Origin of the sequence: Pseudomonas sp. RIT-PI-o, from assembly GCF_001297215.1 — a bacterium.
Lineage (GTDB): Bacteria > Pseudomonadota > Gammaproteobacteria > Pseudomonadales > Pseudomonadaceae > Aquipseudomonas > Aquipseudomonas moraviensis_A.
Genome location: NZ_LHPA01000017.1, coordinates 1 through 17,412, shown reverse-complemented (window position 1 = coordinate 17,412; position 17,412 = coordinate 1). Strand labels below are relative to the sequence as shown.

The 17,412-nt window shown below is 60.4% G+C and carries 19 protein-coding genes; 8 read left to right on the top strand and 11 right to left on the bottom strand.

Translation table 11 applies throughout. The features are described from left to right. Positions 1-14: 14 nt before the first annotated feature. Both AEQ63_RS07270 and AEQ63_RS07265 read right to left on the bottom strand, forming a co-directional pair. Positions 15-290 (bottom strand): hypothetical protein, encoded by a 276-nt coding sequence (locus AEQ63_RS07270; RefSeq protein WP_042607461.1) that lies wholly within the window; start codon positions 288-290, stop codon positions 15-17. Between the two features lie 89 nt (positions 291-379). Further along, complete coding sequence (locus AEQ63_RS07265) at positions 380-1,114, bottom strand: DUF899 domain-containing protein (protein WP_064362503.1); 735 nt, start codon at positions 1,112-1,114, stop codon at positions 380-382. 174 nt (positions 1,115-1,288) lie between these two features. Between AEQ63_RS07265 and AEQ63_RS07260 the strand changes: the two genes are divergently transcribed. Continuing rightward, entirely contained in the window at positions 1,289-1,681 is a 393-nt protein-coding gene (locus tag AEQ63_RS07260) for a hypothetical protein (protein ID WP_064362501.1), read from the top strand. 122 nt (positions 1,682-1,803) lie between these two features. Here the strand turns inward: AEQ63_RS07260 and AEQ63_RS07255 are convergent, their stop codons facing one another. From AEQ63_RS07255 to AEQ63_RS07245, 3 genes are all read right to left on the bottom strand, one after another. Beyond that, positions 1,804-2,673: a DUF6279 family lipoprotein gene (locus tag AEQ63_RS07255; RefSeq protein ID WP_064362500.1), complete on the bottom strand. Its 870-nt coding sequence runs from the start codon at positions 2,671-2,673 to the stop codon at positions 1,804-1,806. Between the two features lie 77 nt (positions 2,674-2,750). Then, positions 2,751-3,467, bottom strand: coding sequence for a TorF family putative porin (locus AEQ63_RS07250; RefSeq protein ID WP_064362498.1), 717 nt, complete (start codon positions 3,465-3,467; stop codon positions 2,751-2,753). Between the two features lie 203 nt (positions 3,468-3,670). Beyond that, the gene (locus tag AEQ63_RS07245) at positions 3,671-3,859 is read right to left on the bottom strand and encodes a hypothetical protein (RefSeq protein ID WP_016985943.1); all 189 of its coding nucleotides are present in this window, start codon (positions 3,857-3,859) and stop codon (positions 3,671-3,673) included. A gap of 339 nt (positions 3,860-4,198) precedes the next feature. Here AEQ63_RS07245 and AEQ63_RS07240 point away from each other — a divergent pair, with 339 nt between their 5' ends. From AEQ63_RS07240 to AEQ63_RS07230, 3 genes are all read left to right on the top strand, one after another. Further along, positions 4,199-5,035: a CvfB family protein gene (locus AEQ63_RS07240; protein WP_016771157.1), complete on the top strand. Its 837-nt coding sequence runs from the start codon at positions 4,199-4,201 to the stop codon at positions 5,033-5,035. A 109-nt stretch (positions 5,036-5,144) separates the two neighbouring features. Next, positions 5,145-5,537 (top strand): DUF2177 family protein, encoded by a 393-nt coding sequence (locus AEQ63_RS07235; RefSeq protein ID WP_064362496.1) that lies wholly within the window; start codon positions 5,145-5,147, stop codon positions 5,535-5,537. Positions 5,538-5,829: 292 nt separating this feature from the next. After that, positions 5,830-6,759, top strand: coding sequence for a DMT family transporter (locus tag AEQ63_RS07230; protein ID WP_042607467.1), 930 nt, complete (start codon positions 5,830-5,832; stop codon positions 6,757-6,759). Here the strand turns inward: AEQ63_RS07230 and AEQ63_RS07225 are convergent. Continuing rightward, positions 6,707-7,888, bottom strand: a complete 1,182-nt coding sequence (locus tag AEQ63_RS07225) for an MFS transporter (RefSeq protein WP_064362494.1) — start codon at positions 7,886-7,888, stop codon at positions 6,707-6,709. The genes AEQ63_RS07230 and AEQ63_RS07225 overlap by 53 nt on opposite strands. A gap of 104 nt (positions 7,889-7,992) precedes the next feature. Here AEQ63_RS07225 and ptrR point away from each other — a divergent pair, with 104 nt between their 5' ends. Both ptrR and AEQ63_RS29080 read left to right on the top strand, forming a co-directional pair. After that, positions 7,993-8,886, top strand: a complete 894-nt coding sequence (gene ptrR, locus AEQ63_RS07220; RefSeq protein ID WP_064362492.1) for a putrescine utilization regulator PtrR — start codon at positions 7,993-7,995, stop codon at positions 8,884-8,886. Between the two features lie 142 nt (positions 8,887-9,028). Next, on the top strand, positions 9,029-9,157 hold the full coding sequence (locus AEQ63_RS29080; RefSeq protein WP_003184145.1) for a PA1414 family protein: 129 nt from the start codon (positions 9,029-9,031) through the stop codon (positions 9,155-9,157). Between the two features lie 161 nt (positions 9,158-9,318). On the opposite strand, the gene AEQ63_RS07215 is transcribed toward AEQ63_RS29080, so the two are convergent. From AEQ63_RS07215 to speB, 4 genes are all read right to left on the bottom strand, one after another. Then, positions 9,319-10,698 carry a sodium:solute symporter gene (locus AEQ63_RS07215; RefSeq protein ID WP_064362490.1) on the bottom strand — a complete coding sequence of 460 codons (1,380 nt, stop codon included), beginning with the start codon at positions 10,696-10,698 and terminating at the stop codon, positions 9,319-9,321. 156 nt (positions 10,699-10,854) lie between these two features. Further along, a complete protein-coding gene (locus tag AEQ63_RS07210) occupies positions 10,855-12,357 on the bottom strand; it encodes a purine-cytosine permease family protein (protein ID WP_064362488.1) in 1,503 nt (500 codons plus the stop codon). A gap of 51 nt (positions 12,358-12,408) precedes the next feature. Further along, positions 12,409-12,831 carry a YybH family protein gene (locus AEQ63_RS07205; RefSeq protein WP_064362486.1) on the bottom strand — a complete coding sequence of 141 codons (423 nt, stop codon included), beginning with the start codon at positions 12,829-12,831 and terminating at the stop codon, positions 12,409-12,411. 10 nt (positions 12,832-12,841) lie between these two features. Beyond that, a complete protein-coding gene (gene speB, locus AEQ63_RS07200) occupies positions 12,842-13,792 on the bottom strand; it encodes an agmatinase (protein ID WP_042607473.1) in 951 nt (316 codons plus the stop codon). Between the two features lie 395 nt (positions 13,793-14,187). Between speB and AEQ63_RS07195 the strand changes: the two genes are divergently transcribed. Both AEQ63_RS07195 and AEQ63_RS07190 read left to right on the top strand, forming a co-directional pair. Beyond that, the gene (locus tag AEQ63_RS07195) at positions 14,188-15,081 is read left to right on the top strand and encodes a LysR family transcriptional regulator (protein ID WP_007956593.1); all 894 of its coding nucleotides are present in this window, start codon (positions 14,188-14,190) and stop codon (positions 15,079-15,081) included. Positions 15,082-15,087: 6 nt separating this feature from the next. Beyond that, positions 15,088-15,684 carry a tRNA-uridine aminocarboxypropyltransferase gene (locus AEQ63_RS07190; protein WP_064362484.1) on the top strand — a complete coding sequence of 199 codons (597 nt, stop codon included), beginning with the start codon at positions 15,088-15,090 and terminating at the stop codon, positions 15,682-15,684. A 159-nt stretch (positions 15,685-15,843) separates the two neighbouring features. Here AEQ63_RS07190 and AEQ63_RS07185 read toward each other — a convergent pair whose 3' ends face one another. Next, the gene (locus tag AEQ63_RS07185; protein WP_064362482.1) at positions 15,844-17,205 is read right to left on the bottom strand and encodes an HlyD family type I secretion periplasmic adaptor subunit; all 1,362 of its coding nucleotides are present in this window, start codon (positions 17,203-17,205) and stop codon (positions 15,844-15,846) included. Positions 17,206-17,412 lie beyond the last annotated feature (207 nt).

The window sequence follows — 17,412 nt, the reverse complement described above, 5'->3', positions numbered from 1 at the left end:
GTTTTTTTTCGTCCTCAACTTTCGGCCTTTTTCTCCGCCGAACCCAGTTCCTTCAAACGCTGGTCGATCAACTGGCACTTGTCGGGCACATCAGCGCTGGCCGTCTCCAGATCCATTTTCTGCAACTCGGCGTTGATCTCCTTGGCTTTTTCCGGATTCTGCTCGGTGAGCTTCGAGACTTCCTTGGCCAGTTGTTCGCGTTTGATCGTCGCCTCTTCTGGCGTACAGGCCCAGACGGGCAGGGCGCAGGCGAGAGTGGCGGCGAGGGAGAGCTTGATCAGGGTCTTCATGGGCAGGCCTCAGTTCCGGTTAAGGCGGGTTAACCGGTTGAGGGCTGAAGCCTGGCAAAAGTTCAGAAACTGTGGGGTCAGCGTTGCGCTCAATCGGCATGACAGCAACCCGACTTCGGCGCACCTTCATACCGATCATGATGCCGCACCCATTCCATGATCTCGTCCTCGTTCCTGCCCTTGGGCGTCAGATCAAGATAGTGGTAGGCGCCAACCAGCATGTCCAGGCCGCGCGCGTATGTCGAATAAGTGTGGAAAATCTCGCCTTTGTCGTTGCGATAAAACACGCTCAAACCGGGCATTTCTTCCTCGGCGCTGTTGGTCTTTTCGTAGTTGTACGTAGCCGTCCCCTTGGCAACATCTTCAGCCCGGGCGCAGACGCCGAAGTCGTAGTTGAAGTCGCAACCTTCTGACGAGACCCAGTCGAATGTCCAGCCCATGCGCTGTTTGAATGCCTGAAACTCGCTGAACGGCGCGTGGGAAACTGCGACGACCGAAACATCGTGGTGGGCCAGGTGCTGATCGGCGCCATCGATGTGATCGCTGAGGAACGAACAGCCTTGGCAGCCTTCCTTCCAGCCTTTGGCGAACATGAAGTGGTAGATGATCAACTGACTGTGGTTGCCAAACAGGTCGTTGAGCTTGAGCTCGCCGTTCGGCCCCTGGAAATGATAGTCCTTGTCGATTTTTACCCAGGGCAGGGCGCGGCGCTCGGCGCTGAGGCGGTCGCGTTCGCGGGTAAAGGCTTTTTCGTGAGCCAGATGCTGTTGACGGGCGGCGAGCCATTCTTCGCGTGATACCACCGGGTGATTTGCAACGTTCATGACGATGTCTCCTGCGGGATGAGCCGGCTGTTTTGAGACTAGTCGTTCAACGGGCAGGGGAATCGACACACCGCCGGTCGGTCGGCGTGAAAATATGCGGCTGAACGGCTGCGCGGCGCTTGGGTCACAACCTTGAACGCGGCACAAATCACCCGCACCGGAGGTTGAATCAGGATGACGACTTATAACTGGGATTTGATTGAACGTTTGCTGCACGAAGTGCAGAACAGCGCGGGCCACAGCTTCGCTCCCCGCGCTTATGCCGAGGACCATGCGGCCGAGAAAGCCAGCGCCGGCGAGCCGATCGAGAATCTCGATCACCTTAAAACCGTGGCCTGCGGTTACGAGAAGCTCCTGCTGGAACGTGGATTCATCGAGCCGCGTGCGGAGCATGAAGGCAGTACCGGCAATAACTTCAGTCTGACACCGCGTGGCTCCAGCCTGCTGAGCCTGATCGACAGCAGCATTCCCGGCAATGACCACCCGCGCCAGGTGCTGGATGAGCAGGAAGATGCGCTGGAGGAAGCGACGTTTGATGAAGTCGCCTCAAAAGCCCAGATCGCCTGACTGACCACCGCCCTCCTGTAGGAGTGAGCCTGCTCGCGATAGCGGTCTGTCAGTTGAATATGTGCTGAATGGATAACTGCTATCGCGAGCAGGCTCACTCCTACAGGGGGATGTGTAATGTCTTAAGGTTTCTTCGCGGCCTTCAGGCACTTCAGGTCATTGAAATCCTTGCGCACGCCTTCGATCTTTTTCAGCAAGCGCTCACGTTGTTGCGGCGTGCTCTCCGCCATCAAGTCCACAAACAGCGCGCGAGCCTGGGCTTCTGTGTTGGCGTAGGCCTTGCGGTAATCCGCTGTCCATAACCGCTCGCGATTGACCAGAAGCGTCTCGATGCGTTGTGGGAATTCCGGACTTTTGCGTTGCGCAACGGCGGCGCTGAACTGTTGCTGCCAATGCGCACGGTTGGCGATCCATTGGGTGTTCTGATCGCCCAAAGCGTTGGTCCAGGCCACCACGCGTTGTTTTTGCGTGTCGCTCAACGGACCCAGCCAATCGTTCAAGCGCTTTTCCATGCGTTCGCCGCGTTCCTTAATCTGCTGGGCCAAGGGTGGTTTCACGTATTCCTGCTGGCGTTTGCGCAAATCCTTGGCAAACGCGTCATTCATTTCCGCCACCTGTTTGTCGTCCAGACCCTGCAGCAGTTCGATCGCCGACGGGGTGATCTCCCGGGCGGTTTCGGCGATTGCCTGTTTGGCTTCGGCGGTGCGCTCCTGCAAAGCGGCATCGGTGACCTGGTTGCTTTCGACCATGGCCTGCAAACGATCCAGCCAGTCCAGGTAACCGGGTAACTGCGTGGTGCAGTGCCAGCTCAGGTGCTCCTTCAGTCGTTCGTTGAACCAGTCTTTCTGCTCGCCGTTCATGTCCACGTAGTCGCCGAGCGACCACGGAATGATTACGTCGAGGTTGCGGTAGGCCAGGCCCACGCGGCTGCAGGCGCCGAGGGCGAGGGTGAAGATCAGCAGGGCGGCAATCTGTTTGAACCAGCGAGACATGGGCAAATCCTTGCGAGAGCCTGGCGTCGGAAATCTGATTCTTATGTGATGCGGGATGCGCGCAGCAGTTCAGCCGATCAATAGAACGTGCGTACGGCTTTGAGCGTGACCAGGCCGTCGCACTCGCTGTTGTGCCCGGAATAGGCCGAGCAATCGCTGCCACTAAGGCTGGAATTGCTGTAGATCAGATCGAGATCGACGCCCATGAACGGCCGCGACAGTTTGACCGACCAATCGGTGAAACTGCTGATGTAGCCTCCGTCCACGGCCACCGGGCTGTTCAATTGGTGGGTGGTGTATTTCATGCTCACGCCAATGCCGAACGGCTGGTTGCCACTGAGATCGGCAAACAAGGTGTTGTTCTGTTTATCCGGGTCGTTGCTTAGAGCGATGCCGAAGCGACTGCCGAGCAGGGTCAGGCCACCAAACAGCTCCTGGCTGTCGAGCGTGTCGACGCGGGGATAGCTGTAGTGAATCATCCCGACTTCATAGCCGAGCACCTGATCGAAAGGTTGCTTGAAGCCGACGTAGGAATCGATCTCGAGGTTTTTGCCCGGCGTGATGCCCATGCTCGGCGCGTACTGGCCGAAATACACGCCGCTGTCATGGCTCAGGTCGAGGCCGCCATGGAACGAGCCGACCGCCGCCGGTTTGACCAGTCCCTGGGCCATGCTGCGGCTGGGCGTGGTGCCGAGCTTGAGATCGAAGTCGCCCAGTTGACCCTGAAAAACCTGCGCGTGCGCGGTCGCGCCTGAGAGCAGGCTGACGAACAATAAACAGGGAAATGGGCGCATGCGTCACTCCATGAACCGCGAGCGCAGGGCGAATGCCTGCTGAAACGCTTGATCTAGACGCGTGCAAGGATACCGGCGAATGCTCGGCAATGATGGCCGTTCGTCGATTTTCGGGGATATTTGTTTAAAGCGAAGGGGGGTGGTGCGGTGCCAGTCCAGGCGCTTCGAAGCTCAAAGCGCCTCTGGACGGGGTAAAACCGGTATTACTTCTTGCCCAGGCTGATCTGCTTGGACGGGCCGAACGTCTGGCCACTGACGCCTTTGGCAATTTGCTGGATCTCGCCGCCGGACTTGAGGAACGCTGCGATCTGATCGTTGATCGATTCGCTGGTTTCAACGGCTGGAGCTGGCTTTGCTTTGCTGGTGGATGCTTTTACACGCATGGCGGCCATTAACCTGTAGAAAAGTAACTCGGCCAGGCATCGTACAGGAATAACTTGACAATAGCTTGGTAAATATCCCCGGGAATAACCAGGCTCAGCGCCGCATTAATGCCGGGTCGATACTATTAATATGTCGCTAACCCGCTGTTTTAAATAAGAACATCTGCTCAGGCCGAGGCAAATGCGCACGGCAGTGAGCCGCCTCGCCGGACTGACGAGTGGCACCTCGCGGGGCGGTGATCAAGCAAAATCAACACGTTGAAGCAGATTTCCCGCTGCGAGGATCTGCCGCCCGACGTTCGCGGCAAAAACGGGTAGAATGCCGCCCACGTATTGAGGGTTTCGGAAATGGCTTTAGTCGGGCGTTACAACAGTTTGCAAGTGGTTAAACACACTAACTTCGGTTTATATCTGGACGGCGGTGCCGATGGCGAAATTCTTTTGCCCAACCGTTATATCCCTAAGGATATTCCCAGCGAAGATGAAGACTGGCTCAACGTATTCATCTATCTGGACAGCGAAGACAAACTTCTCGCCACCACGGAAAAACCCAAAGTCCAGGTCGGCGAATTTGCCAGCCTGAAAGTGGTTGAAGTCAACAGCATCGGCGTGTTTCTCGACTGGGGCCTGCCGAAGGATCTGTTGCTGCCGTATTCGGAAGAAAAGCGCCAGATGACCGCTGGCGAATATTGCGTGGTGCATGTCTACCTCGACAAACACACGCGCCGCATTACCGCCACCGCGCGTCTCGATCGTTATCTGGACAAGACCCCGGCCACCTACAGCCCGGGCCAGGAAGTGGATCTGCTGGTTGCCGAGGCCACCGACATGGGCTTCAAGGCGATCATCAACAACAAGCACTGGGGCTTGATCCACAAGAACGAGATCTTCAAGTTCATGCGTTCGGGCATGCGCGAGAAAGGCTTCATCAAGGAAGTGCGCGCCGACGGCAAGATCAGCCTGAGCCTGCAACCGGTTGGCCAGGAAGCCGCCAGCAGCCTGAGCTCGAAGATCCTCGGCAAGTTGCGCGAAAACGACGGCACCCTGGCGGTCAGCGACAAGAGTGATCCGGCGTTGATCAGCAGCCTGTTCGGCGTCAGCAAAGGCAACTTCAAGAAAGCCATCGGCTCGCTGTACAAGGAAGGCAAGATCGTCATCCACGCCGATCGCATTGAACTAACCTGACTCACCGCAGGCCCATGGTAGGAGCTGCCGAAGGCTCGGGCCGCGTTCGGACGATCTTTTGATCTTGATCTTGAAAATCGGCGGCTCCCACATCTAAAGGGGTGAGCCAATGAAAAAGGCGCTGATCGCATACGTCTCGACGCTACTGACGTTTCTTCTGCTCGACGGTATCTGGCTCGGGCTATTGATGGCTCCGACCTATCGCGAACTGCTCGGTTCGCTGATGCTGGAAAAACCGCTGCTGTTCCCCGCCGCGGTTTTTTATGGCCTGTACGTGATCGGCTGCGTGGTGTTCGTGGTGTTGCCGGCGCTGCGCTGGCAGCGAGCGGCGAAGCTCGGTGCGCTGCTGGGGCTGGTGGCCTATGGCACGTATGACCTGACCAACTGGGCGACCTTGCGCGGCTGGTCGGCGCAGGTGAGTTTGCTGGATTGGGCGTGGGGCACAGTGGCGACGGCGGTTGCCTGCACGGTGGGTTATCTGGTGGCGAAGCGATTCGCCTGACTGATCCAAAAGCTTTATCGCCAGTGCTGACCTCTTCGCGAGCAGGCTCGCTCCTACATGTTCACCGAACCCTCTTCGCGAGCAGGCTCACTCCTACATGTTCACCGAACCCTCTGTGGGAGCGAGCCTGCTCGCGAATGACGGCGCAGCCGTCAACCATTCAGCGCTGACGTCACTGACCAACTGAATGTCTTTTCCAGACGCCTTTCTCTGCTCATCTGGTTGATAATCCCCGACACTGTGTTCTGACCAATGGATGGCCTGCCATGTTGTGTGTGTTCGAGGTGTTGCGGTGAGTGCCGAGCGGCGCAATGCCGACGGTTTTGCCCTGCAAGTGATGATCGGCCTGTGCCTGATCTGGGGTGTCCAGCAAGTCCTGATCAAGTGGGCGGCAACGGACATCGCGCCGGTGATGCAAGCGGCGGGGCGCTCGGGAATTTCCGCGTTGCTGGTCGGCTTGCTGATCTGCTGGAAGGGCGGTTGGGATCAGGTCCCCAGTACTTGGCGCGGCGGGCTGCTGGCCGGTGCCCTGTTTGGTCTGGAGTTCCTGTTCATCGCCGAGGGCCTGCAACTGACCACTGCCGCGCACATGTCGGTGTTCCTCTATACCGCGCCGATCTTCACCGCACTCGGCGTGCATTTCCTCCTCGCCAGCGAGCGCCTGCGCCCATTGCAGTGGTTGGGGATTCTGCTGGCTTTCATCGGCATCGCGATTGCCTTCGCCGGCGGTGTGTCGTGGGACAACCTCGACCGCCGCATGCTCCTGGGCGATGCCTTCGGCGTGCTCGCGGGCGCCTGTTGGGGCGCGACCACTGTAGTGGTGCGCGCCTCGCGATTGTCGGAAGCGCCGGTAACGTTGACGCTGTTTTATCAATTGCTGGTCGGCTTCCTCGGCCTGCTGCTGATCGCGCTGTTCAGCGGCCAGATCACGCATGTCAGCCTGACCACGGTGGCGGTAGCCAGCGTGCTGTTCCAGGGCCTGGTGGTGTCGTTTTTCAGTTACCTGGTGTGGTTCTGGCTGCTGCGTCGTTATCTGGCGGCCAACCTGGCGGTGTTCTCGTTCATGACGCCGTTGTTCGGCGTGACCTTCGGCGTGCTGTTGCTCGGTGAAGCTTTGAGCCTGAACTTCGTCATCGGCGCCGTGCTGGTGCTGCTCGGCATCACTTTTGTCAGCGCCGAGCAGTGGCTGCGTCGGCGTTTGCGCAAGGCGCTGGGCCAGTAGCTTTTACCTGCATCGCCAGCGCGCCTGCCACCAACAGGCCTGCGCCGGCGATCAGCAGCGCCGGCTGCAAACCGCCGCTGAAATGGCTGCTCAGCGCCGCCAGCAACGGGCCGCTGAGCTGGCCGACGGCGAAGCACGCCGTGAGCATTCCAGCATTGCGTTGAGTGGCGTGGGGTGCCAGTTCCCGCGAGCGCTGCATCACCAGTTGCATGCAGGCCAGAAACGGCGTGCCGCAGAGGATCACCCCCAACGCCAGGCCGAGGCCGCTGCCCAGCAGACAGGCGAACACGCCGGCCGCTTGCAGCCATAACGTTGCCATCAGCCAGTGCCGCGTGGTCTCGGGATCATGCCGACGCAGGCTAACCAGCCACACACCGAGCGCCGCGCCGAGGCCGAAGCACGGCCAGAACAGATCCGCCTGCCACTGGCCATGAAACTGCGCGTTGGCCATCTGCGCCAGAAACGTCGCCGGAATGATGTAGCCGATGCCGTAGAGCGCATACACCAGTGCCAGTCGGCCAATCCCTCGGTTCGCTGATGTCGCAGGGGCGATCGCCGTCCCCTTTATCGCCGCGGGCTGCGGCAACAACCGCCAGACGCCAAGCATCATCAGCAATGCGGCGGCTGCGTAAATCAGCCACAGCGTCGCTGATGTCTGCTGCAACTGATGTGAGACCAGTGCCAGCAATCCTGTGAGAAAAATCCCCAGCCCCGGCCCTGCGAAAACCAGAGCGCCCCAGCGCGGACGACCTGCTGCCGCCGCCAGCGGCTGACTGAGCGAAGTGATCATTACCACCACCCAGGCGCTCGCCACCCCGGTACCAAAGCGCAACAGCAGGTGTGACCAGAAACCGTTGGCCCAGAAAGACGCCAGTGTCAGCAGCACGCACAGCCACAGCCCGCCATGCAGCCGTCGCTGCACCTGTCGCGGACGCTGGGCGAACATCGCATCCAGCGCCCCGAGCAGATAGCCGAGATAGTTGGCGGCTGCGATCAGACCGGCGGCGGTGAGGTCGATCTGCCCTTCGCTGAGCAGGTGCGGCATCTGGGGCGTCAGGGCGAAACGGCCGATGCCCATGGCCAGCATCAGGGCGACGAAGCAGGCAGATAAACGTATCAACGGCGACATGGTCGGGCTTCCGTCTGAGGAACAATGACCGTCAGGCTAGGACTGATTGACTTTCTTTAAAATTGAATAATAGTGAGTAACTTGTTCTGTTCAGGAGAAAGCAGGTGGAATTCAGTCAGTTGCGGATTTTTCAGGCAGTCGCCGAAGAAGGCTCGATCACCCGCGCTGCCGAGCGCCTGCATCGCGTGCCATCGAACCTGTCGACGCGGCTGAAACAGCTTGAAGAGCAGCTGGGTGTCGAACTGTTCGTCCGCGAGCGGCAGCGCCTGCAGTTGTCGCCGGCGGGCAAGGTTTTGCTCGACTACACCGGCAAACTGTTTGCCCTGCGCGATCAGGCCAGCGCGGCGGTGATGGGCGGGCAACCGGCCGGTGACTTCGTGCTGGGCACCATGTACAGCACGGCGGCGATCCATCTGCCGGCGTTGCTGGCGCGTTATCACAAGCAGTACCCGATGGTGAATTTGCAGGTGCAATCGGCGCCGACCGGCGAATTGCTCGAAGGCTTGCTCACCGGCCGCCTCGACGCGGCATTGGTTGACGGGCCACTGGAACTGGCCGGCCTCGATGGCGTGCCGCTTTGCGAGGAACGCTTGGTGCTGATCACCGAAATCGATCATCCACCGGTGCGCAGCGCGCGGGACGTGGAAGGGCTCGCGGTGTTCACCTTCCGTCAGGGCTGCTCCTACCGCATGCGCCTGGAGGCGTGGTTTTCTCACTACCATGCGGCGATGGGCCGGCCGATGGAAATCGAGTCCTATCAGGGCATGCTCGCCTGTGTGATCGCCGGCAGCGGTGTGGCACTGATGGCCGAGTCGATGCTCGCCAGCCTGCCGGGTCGCGAAAGCGTCGCGGTGCATCCGCTGGCCGAGCCGTTCGCGGGTGCGACAACGTGGCTCATGTGGCGCAAGGGCATGGCCGGGGCCAACCTGAACGCCTGGATCGACGTGCAGCAAGCGGTCTATCCCGTGGCTTTGGATGAAGTGCGTGAAACAGCGTGAACCAATCGCCGCGGATCCTGTTCAATTCAGTAACAGATCATTGCGGATTTGGCCGAGCATTGCGTAGGACTTCGGACTATTATCAGTGCGAAGCGGCCTCAGAATTCCGGCCGCTCAGCACCACCCTGAAGGGGGCATGACGATGAAAGAGAAAATCCAGAACTGGCTGCACGATTTGGGAGTTGCCCTCGGTTTGATCGAACCGCCTCTGCAACCGGTACCGATTCGCACGGACGACGAACAGCGTCGGCGTCAGCCACGTCGGCGTTAATACCTCCGATCAGAGATTTCAAGATCGCAGCCGTCGGCGGTTTCTACAAAATGTAGAGGCTGCCGAAGGCTGCGATCTTTTGCTTTTCGCCAGGCGAAAAAAACGGGCATGGCCACCGACGCCATACCCGCTGAAGAAAACATCAAAGCGTTACCGCCGATTCACACCGCAGTTGCTACCACTGCCGGGCGACGGGACATCAGGCTGACCACGACAAAACTCACCAGACCCACAGCCAGGCTGTAGTAAATCGGCGTGTTGGCATCCAGACCATCCTTGAACATGAACAGCAGCGCCGTGGCGAAGCCCAGGCCCATGCTGGCGATCGCTCCGGCGGTGGTTGCGCGCTTCCAGAAAATCGCCCCGATCAGCGGAATCAGCATGCCACCGACCAACAGGTTGTAGGCGAGGGTGAGGGCGCTGATCACATCATTCACCACCAGCGCGATTCCCAAAACCACTACGCCAGTCAGTAGAGTGAACAATCGGTTTACGCCCAGGCTCGACTGTTTGCCGCCACGCAGTTTCGGCAGCAGGTCTTCGGTCAGGGTCGTGGCTGCGGCGAGCAGGCCGGCGCTGGCGGTGGACATCATCGCCGCCAGTGCAGCAGCGATCACCAGACCACGGATGCCATCGGGTAGCGACAGTTTGACGATGGCCGCAAAGGCATTGTTGACGTTGTCCAGATCCGGGATCAGCACGTGCGCGGCCATGCCGATCAACGCGCAGGCCAGGCCGTAAACGATGCAGTAGATGCCAGCGATGCTGCCGGCGTATTGCGCGACTTTTGCAGTCTTGACGGTGAACACCCGTTGCCAGATGTCCTGACCGATGAGGATGCCGAAGAAGTAGATCATGAAGTAGGTGATGATCGTGTCCCAGCCGATCGTGGTGAAGTTGAACGCGGTGGCCGGCAGTTTCAGCACCAGTTCGTCCCAGCCGCCGACGCGGTACAGGCAGATCGGCAACAGGATGAACATCAGGCCGACAGTCTTGATGATGAACTGGACGATGTCGGTGAGGGTCAGCGACCACATGCCGCCGATCGCCGAATAGATCACCACCACGCCACCGCCGAGCAGTACCGAAATCCAGAACGGCAAGCCGAACAGCACTTGCAGCACGGTGCCGATCGCGAGGATGGAGGTCACGCCGATCATCAGCGCATAAGCCAGCATGATCGCCGCGCTCGCCGAGCGGGCCATCGGGTTGTAGCGTTTTTCCAGGACTTGGGTGACGGTGTAGATCTTCAGTTTCAGCAGCGGCTTGGCGAGGAACAGGTTCAGCGCAACGATGCCGCAACCCAGCGCCGCACACAGCCAGAAACCGGAGATCCCATGCACGTAGCCCAGACGCACGGTGCCGACGGTCGACGCACCGCCCAGCACGGTGGCGGCCATGGTGCCCATGTACAGACTCGGGCCGAGGTTGCGCCCGGCAACGAGAAAGTCCTCGTTGGTCTTGGCCTTGCGCATGCCGAAGTAGCCGAGCAAGAGCATGCCGGCGGCGTAGATTAGGACGACGAATAAATCCAAAGCCATGATGGCGTGTCTCCGATTGTCTTTTTTATATCGAGGCTGAAATCAGTTCCCTTGTAGGAGTGAGCCTGCTCGCGATAGCGGTCTTTCAGTCACATCGATGGCGAATGTGCTGCAGTCATCGCGAGCAGGCTCACTCCTACAGGGTTTTGTGTGTAATCAGGCGGCCTGACGTAGTTCGGGTTTTATGGCGGCTTCGCTGCGCACATCGCTCGGCCCGAACACTTCGCGCGGTTCCGGGAACAGCTTGAGCAGCGTCAGGTACACCACCGAGGCCAAGCCCAACGTCACCGGCAGGCTGATGTCGATGCCGCCGGCCATTTCGCCGAGCGGGCCGACGAACTGACCCGGCAGGTTGACGAAGCACAGGCCAACCAGTGCGCTCGGAATCCACGCGCCCAGACCGCGCCAGTTCCAGCCGTGGTTGAACCAGTAGCGTCCGCCCTGTTCGCCGCGGGTGAACACTTGCAGGTCATCCGGGCAATAGAAGCCGCGCCGCACCAGCAGGCCGATGATCATGATCACCATCCACGGGGTGGTGCAGGTGATGATCAGCACGGCGAAGGTCGACACGCTCTGCACCAGATTCGCCGCAAACCGGCCGATGAAGATGAAGGCGATCGACAGCACGCCGATCAGCAAAGTCGCTTTGACGCGGGAGAGGACGCGGGGGAACACGCTGGACATGTCCAGTCCGGTGCCATACAGCGACGTGGTGCCGGTGGACATGCCGCCGATCACCGCAATCAGGCACACCGGCAGGAAGAACCAGCTCGGTGACACCGCCAGCAAGCCGCCGACGTAGTTGTTCGCGGCGATGTAGTCCGGTGCCTTGATCGCCACGATAGTGGCGGTGGCGAGGCCGAACAGGAACGGGATCAACGTTGCCAGTTGCGCAGCGATCACCGCCAGCATGATCCGGCCTTTCGGTGTCTCACGCGGGATGTAGCGCGACCAGTCGCCGAGGAACGCACCGAAGGAAATCGGGTTGCTCATCGCCACCAGCGCCGCGCCGATGAATGCCGCCCAGAACCCCGCCTGACCCAGTGCCACGCTGCCGGCGTACTGGCTGTCGAAAGCAGGAGCGAAGGCGAAGATGCCGAGCAGGAACAACAGGCTCGCGGCCCACACCGCGATACGGTTGACCCACAGCATGATGCGGAAACCGTAGATGCACACGGTCAGCACCAGCAGCGCGAACAGACCGTAAGCCAGGCCCAGGGTCAGGTCGGTTTCCGGCAAATCGACGAGGCGTTTGGCGCCGCCGACCAGCGCATCGCCGGAACTCCACACCGACAGCGAGAAGAACGCGATCGCCGTCAGCAACGACAGGAACGAACCGACAATCCGCCCGTGCACGCCGAAGTGCGCACCGGAAGACACGGCATTGTTGGTGCCATTGAGCGGGCCGAACAGGCCCATCGGCGCGAGGATCAACGCACCGACCAGCACACCCAGGACAATCGCCCAGACGCCGGCCTGAAACGACAGGCCGAACAGCACCGGGAAACTGCCGAGCACAGCGGTGGCGAAGGTATTGGCGCCGCCGAAGATCAAGCGAAACAAGTCGCTGGGTCGGGCGTCGCGCTCATGAGCCGGGATCTGTTCGACCCCGTTTGTTTCGATGCTGCTAAGGCTTTTTTCGTTGTTGTTGTTATTCATGATCTGCTCCGATCATCAGGCGCGCTCATCGTGCGTGAGCGTCACCATTGGCTAAGGGGGTGGCAGCCCTTCCGGCATTGCGGACAAATGTTCGTGACAGGCCAGCCATAGGCCTTGTTGTTCTAGGCTCGACGCTTGTTTGCGGAAAACAATCGTCTCGCGCTCCTGGCTGAAGTGTTGCTCCCCTTGCATGCGCAGCTCGGTGGCCACGTCATGGATGAAAACCGCCACGTCACCCTGCAGGCTGACGAAGGCGTTGCTCGAGGTGCACGACAGCACCTCGAAACCGTCCTCGGCACGCCAGCTATCCCACAAGGCCTGATAGGCATCGCGCGACAGCAATGGCTGATCGAGGGTGTAGAAAACGAAACTTGCATCGGCGCTGAACGCGCCGAAATAAGCTTCGCGATCGTTACGGGCGAAGGCGGACACCAGATCGGCGGCCGCTTGCAGAACCTGATCACGTGCGTGCATGACCCGACCCTCAGCGATGAACCACGCCAGGCAGTACGCAGAGCATTTCGTACAGCAGGTTGGCGGCCAGCAGCGAGGTGTTGCCGGTGGTGTCGTAAGCGGGCGAGACTTCTACCAGATCGCAACCGATCAGGTCGAGGCCCTGACAGCCACGGATGATTTCAATCGCCTGAATGGTGGTCAGGCCGCCGATTTCCGGGGTGCCGGTGCCGGGCGCCCAGGCCGGGTCGATGCCGTCGATGTCAAAACTCAAATAGACCGGACCGCCGCCGACTTTTTCGCGCACTTCGGCCATCAGTGGCGCCAGCGATTTGTGCCAGCACTCTTCGGCCTGGACCACGCGGAAGCCCTGATCGCGGCTCCAGTTGAAGTCGTCGGCGGTGTAACCCTGTGCACGCAAACCGATCTGCACCACGCGCTCGCAATCGAGCAGACCTTCTTCGACGGCGCGACGGAACGTGGTGCCGTGGGCGATTTTCTCGCCGAACATGTGGTCGTTGACGTCAGCGTGGGCATCGATGTGCACCAGGCCAACCTTGCCGTGCTTTTTATGGATCGCGCGCAGGATCGGCAGAGTGATGGTGTGGTCGCCACCCAGCGTCATCGGAACAACGTTGTGCTCGAGAATGTTGTCGTAGGCTTCTTCGATGATGCGCACGGCGTCGAGCAGGTTGAAGGTGTTGATCGCCACGTCACCGATGTCGGCAACCGACAGCGAGTCGAATGGCGCGGCTCCGGTGGCCATGTTGTACGGGCGGATCATCACCGATTCGGTGCGGATGTCGCGCGGCCCAAAGCGGGTGCCGGGGCGCAGCGAAGTGCCGATGTCCAGCGGCACGCCAACAAAGGCAGCGTCGAGGCCGGCAGCAGTCGGTACATGGGGAAGTCGGAGCATGGTGGCGATGCCGCCGAAGCGCGGCATTTCGTTGCCGCCCAGTGGTTGGTGAAGAATCTTGTCCACGGGTAGGGCCTCATCGTCGTTGTTTTATTTATGTCGGCGCGCCGTTGAGCACAGGTCGCACGCCGCTGTGGGGCCGATGATGCGAAATGCAGTGACGGGGAAGAATCGCTACAGGCAAAAACTTAGTTCAGATTTTTCTAAACTAATGGGCGAGGTGGGATTAGACTTTGGCGGGTTCGAATGGTGTGTTCGGCTGGGGATTGTTGCCCTCACCCCAGCCCTCTCCCAGAGGGAGAGGGGGCCGACCGAGTAGTTGGCGGATTCTGCATCGACCTGAAAAATCGAGTCGAACTCAGGATTTGAAAGCCATGGAGATCAGCTCCCTCTCCCTCGGGGAGAGGGCTGGGGTGAGGGGCTTTTCCCACAGAGACACAGCTGCAACACCCGGAGCAGAAATGGCCAACGCTTTACCCGACCTGAAACTCTTGCGCATCTTCGTCAGCGTCGTACGCCATCAGGGTTTCGCCAATGCGCAGCAGGAACTCAATCTCTCGACCTCGGCGATCAGCACCTACATGAGCCAACTCGAGGCCGCGCTCGGTCTGGTGCTGTGCCATCGTGGGCGCGGCGGGTTCAGCCTGACCAGCAAGGGCGAATTGTTCCATCAGGAAACCCTGCGCCTGCTTGCCGAGCTTGAAGGCTTCGAGCAATACGCCGCCGCGCTCAAGGGCGAACTGCGCGGCACGCTCAACCTTGGCGTGATCGATTCCACGGTCAGCGACAAGGCCCTGCCGTTCGCCGAGGCTATCGGCGCCTACAGTCAGGAACACCCGGCGGTGCATTTGCACCTGTCGGTGATGAGCCCTTATGAGTTGCAACTTGGGGTGCAGGACAATCGCCTCGATCTGGCCATCGGTGCGTTTTCCACGCGCATGAGCGGTCTGGTCTACATGCCGTTGTACCGCGAGCAGCACTGGCTGTATTGCAGCAGTCGTCATCCGCTGTTCAACGAGCGCCGCATCCCCGAGCAGGTCATCACCCAGCAACGGATGGTCGGGCGCGGTTACTGGAGTCAGGCGGAACTGGCCCGGCACGGTTTCAAACACAGCGCCGCGACCGTGGAAAGCATGGAAGCGCAACTGATTCTGGTGCTCTCCGGCGCGTACATCGGATATCTGCCGGAACACTACGCGCAGGCCTGGGCCGACAAGGGCGATCTGCGTGTCTTGCTGCCGGCAACTTTCGGTTATCAGGCGCCGTTTTCGATGATCATGCGCCGCGGTCGCAGTCGCGAGCCGCTGATCCAGACTTTCCGCGATTTGCTCAAAGCGCAATTGAATCAGGCGTAATCCATCATGTCCCGACCCCAATGCCAGCGCTGCCTGCGCCCAAAGACCCATTGTCTATGCCCGTTGATTCCGCACCTCGACAGCCGCACCCGGGTATTGCTGCTGCAGCACCCGAGCGAGGTCAGTCACGCGCTCAATACCGCGCGCCTGGCGGCGCTTGGCCTGAGCAATGCCGAGCTGATTGTCGGTGAAGTGTTCGAGGATTTGCCGACGCTGCTGAACCGGCCGGGTTATCAGGCGCGATTACTGTTTCCGGCTGAGGACGCACAGCCGATGCAGGCTTATGGCGAGTCCGATGAACCACTGTTGCTGGTAGTTCCGGATGGAACATGGCGCAAGGCGCGCAAGATGTTGCACCTCAATCCGCTGCTGGCGGCGTTGCCACGGGTGACCCTGGCCGAGGGCGGCGTGTCGCGCTATCGCTTGCGCAAGGCACCGGGGCCGGGGGCGTTATCGACTATCGAGGCGATTGTGCAGGCGTTGGAAACACTTGAAGCGCCAACGACGTTTTCGCCGTTACTCAAGCCGTTCGAGGCGTTGATTGAAGGGCAGATTGCGGCGATGGGGGAGGAAACTTATGAGAGGAACCATGGGCCGCAATAGGGGGCGCTGTGGCGAGGGAGCTTGCTCCCGCTGGGCTGCGCAGCAGAGCCAAGACCCTTCACCTGATTGGGTCAGGCAGACTCCGCCAACAGGTTTTACGACGGCTGCGCCGTCGAGCGGGAGCAAGCTCCCTCGCCACAGGGTTGAGTCGAGCCCGGCTCAGCGCTCCCGCATCGCCTCGGTCCGCGCCTTCAACACCGGTTTGAGCAGGTAATCCAGTACGCTTTTCTCGCCGGTAATAATGTCCACCGTCGCCACCATCCCCGGGATGATCAGCAGCGGTTTCACATCGCCGCCCAAGTGATTCTTGTCGGTGCGCACCTGAATCAGATAGAAGCTGTTGCCCTTGTCGTCGGTGATCGTATCGGCGCCGATCAGCTCCAGTTTGGCGCTCAGCCCGCCGTAAATCGTGTAGTCGTAGGCACTGAACTTGACCATGGCTTTCTGGCCCGGATGCAGGAACGCGACGTCCTGCGGGCGGACCTTGGCTTCGATCAGCAGGTTGTCTTCCAGCGGCACGATTTCGACCATGTCGCTGCCCGGCTGAACCACGCCGCCAATGGTGTTGACCTTCATCTGCTTGATCACCCCGCGTACAGGCGAGGTCACCGTAGTACGGCTGACGCGGTCGTCGATGGCGATGCTCGAGGCGGTGATTTTCGACAGGTCGGTGCGTTTCTCATTCAGCTCTTTTGCCGCTTCCGAACGGAAGGTTTGCTCGGATTCGTCGATCTTGCTGCGGATCTCGGCGATGGCTGATTCGGCGCGGGGAATCGCCAGTGTGGTGGCGTTCAGCGAACCACGGATCTCCACCGCGCTGCGTCTGAGCCGGAGGATTTCCACCGGTGACACCGCGCCGGTTTTCACCAGCGGTTCGGACATGTTCATCTCTTGTTGCAGCAGCGCCAGGCTCGAGCTGAACTGGCCCTGCTTGGAGCGAAATTCGGCCAGCTCCTGGGTTTTCTGGCGCAGCTGTTCGCTGAGGGTGCGCTGTTCGCTGGCCAAGCGGCGCTGACGCTGTTCGTGCAGCGAGCGCTCGTCCTCGGCGACTTGCGGTGCCTTGGCGATTACTTCGGCAGAAAGCTTGAAGGGGCGTCCCTCGGCCTCTGCTGACAAGCGTTCGACCTGCGCCGTCAGCGCGTAACGGTCGGCTTCGCTTTCACCCTTGTTCGAGCGAAAGCGCGTGTCATCCAGACGCAGCAAGGTGTCGCCCTTGCCGACCATCTGGCCTTCACGGACGAAAATTTCGGTGACGATGCCGCCCTCCAGGTTCTGGATCACCTGAACCTTGCTCGACGGAATCGCCTTGCCTTCGCCCATGGTCACTTCTTCGAGCACGGCGAATTTGGCCCAGACCAGTGCGGCGATCAGCAGCGCCGCCGCCAGCCACACGGTGATTCGCGATTTGCGCGGCGAATCCTGCAACGCCGCGCCGGCGGTTTCCGGCATGAACTCGGCTTCGGCGCTTTTGCCGAAACTGTCGAAGTAGCCGCGAGGCTGGTTTTCTGAAGCAGCGGACATGGGGCGGTCCCCCTCTTAAAAGATCGTCAAACTGAGTACTCCGTGGCGAGGGAGCTTGCTCCCGCTTGGGGGGGGAGCGCCCCCAAAATCCTGGGGGTGCGGCGCGCACCCAGCGGGGGCAGTGCCCCTGCCACAGGGGGGGTGGAGGGCTCCAGAGCAGTGAATGTCTCACAAGCCTCGCCCCCTCGGCATGTGCGCCGCTTGAGG

Bases quoted from the DNA above. Each gene is read 5' to 3' on its own strand.
- AEQ63_RS29080 (WP_003184145.1), top strand. From the start codon at position 9,029: ATGAAAGAGAAAATCCAGAACTGGCTGCACGATTTGGGAGTTGCCCTC.
- AEQ63_RS07195 (WP_007956593.1), top strand. From the start codon at position 14,188: ATGGCCAACGCTTTACCCGACCTGAAACTCTTGCGCATCTTCGTCAGC.
- AEQ63_RS07215 (WP_064362490.1), bottom strand. From the start codon at position 10,698: ATGGCTTTGGATTTATTCGTCGTCCTAATCTACGCCGCCGGCATGCTC.
- AEQ63_RS07235 (WP_064362496.1), top strand. From the start codon at position 5,145: ATGAAAAAGGCGCTGATCGCATACGTCTCGACGCTACTGACGTTTCTT.
- AEQ63_RS07210 (WP_064362488.1), bottom strand. From the start codon at position 12,357: ATGAATAACAACAACAACGAAAAAAGCCTTAGCAGCATCGAAACAAAC.
- AEQ63_RS07185 (WP_064362482.1), bottom strand. From the start codon at position 17,205: ATGTCCGCTGCTTCAGAAAACCAGCCTCGCGGCTACTTCGACAGTTTC.
- AEQ63_RS07225 (WP_064362494.1), bottom strand. From the start codon at position 7,888: ATGTCGCCGTTGATACGTTTATCTGCCTGCTTCGTCGCCCTGATGCTG.
- AEQ63_RS07190 (WP_064362484.1), top strand. From the start codon at position 15,088: ATGTCCCGACCCCAATGCCAGCGCTGCCTGCGCCCAAAGACCCATTGT.
- AEQ63_RS07240 (WP_016771157.1), top strand. From the start codon at position 4,199: ATGGCTTTAGTCGGGCGTTACAACAGTTTGCAAGTGGTTAAACACACT.
- AEQ63_RS07250 (WP_064362498.1), bottom strand. From the start codon at position 3,467: ATGCGCCCATTTCCCTGTTTATTGTTCGTCAGCCTGCTCTCAGGCGCG.
- AEQ63_RS07205 (WP_064362486.1), bottom strand. From the start codon at position 12,831: ATGCACGCACGTGATCAGGTTCTGCAAGCGGCCGCCGATCTGGTGTCC.
- AEQ63_RS07265 (WP_064362503.1), bottom strand. From the start codon at position 1,114: ATGAACGTTGCAAATCACCCGGTGGTATCACGCGAAGAATGGCTCGCC.
- AEQ63_RS07270 (WP_042607461.1), bottom strand. From the start codon at position 290: ATGAAGACCCTGATCAAGCTCTCCCTCGCCGCCACTCTCGCCTGCGCC.
- AEQ63_RS07255 (WP_064362500.1), bottom strand. From the start codon at position 2,673: ATGTCTCGCTGGTTCAAACAGATTGCCGCCCTGCTGATCTTCACCCTC.
- AEQ63_RS07260 (WP_064362501.1), top strand. From the start codon at position 1,289: ATGACGACTTATAACTGGGATTTGATTGAACGTTTGCTGCACGAAGTG.
- AEQ63_RS07245 (WP_016985943.1), bottom strand. From the start codon at position 3,859: ATGGCCGCCATGCGTGTAAAAGCATCCACCAGCAAAGCAAAGCCAGCT.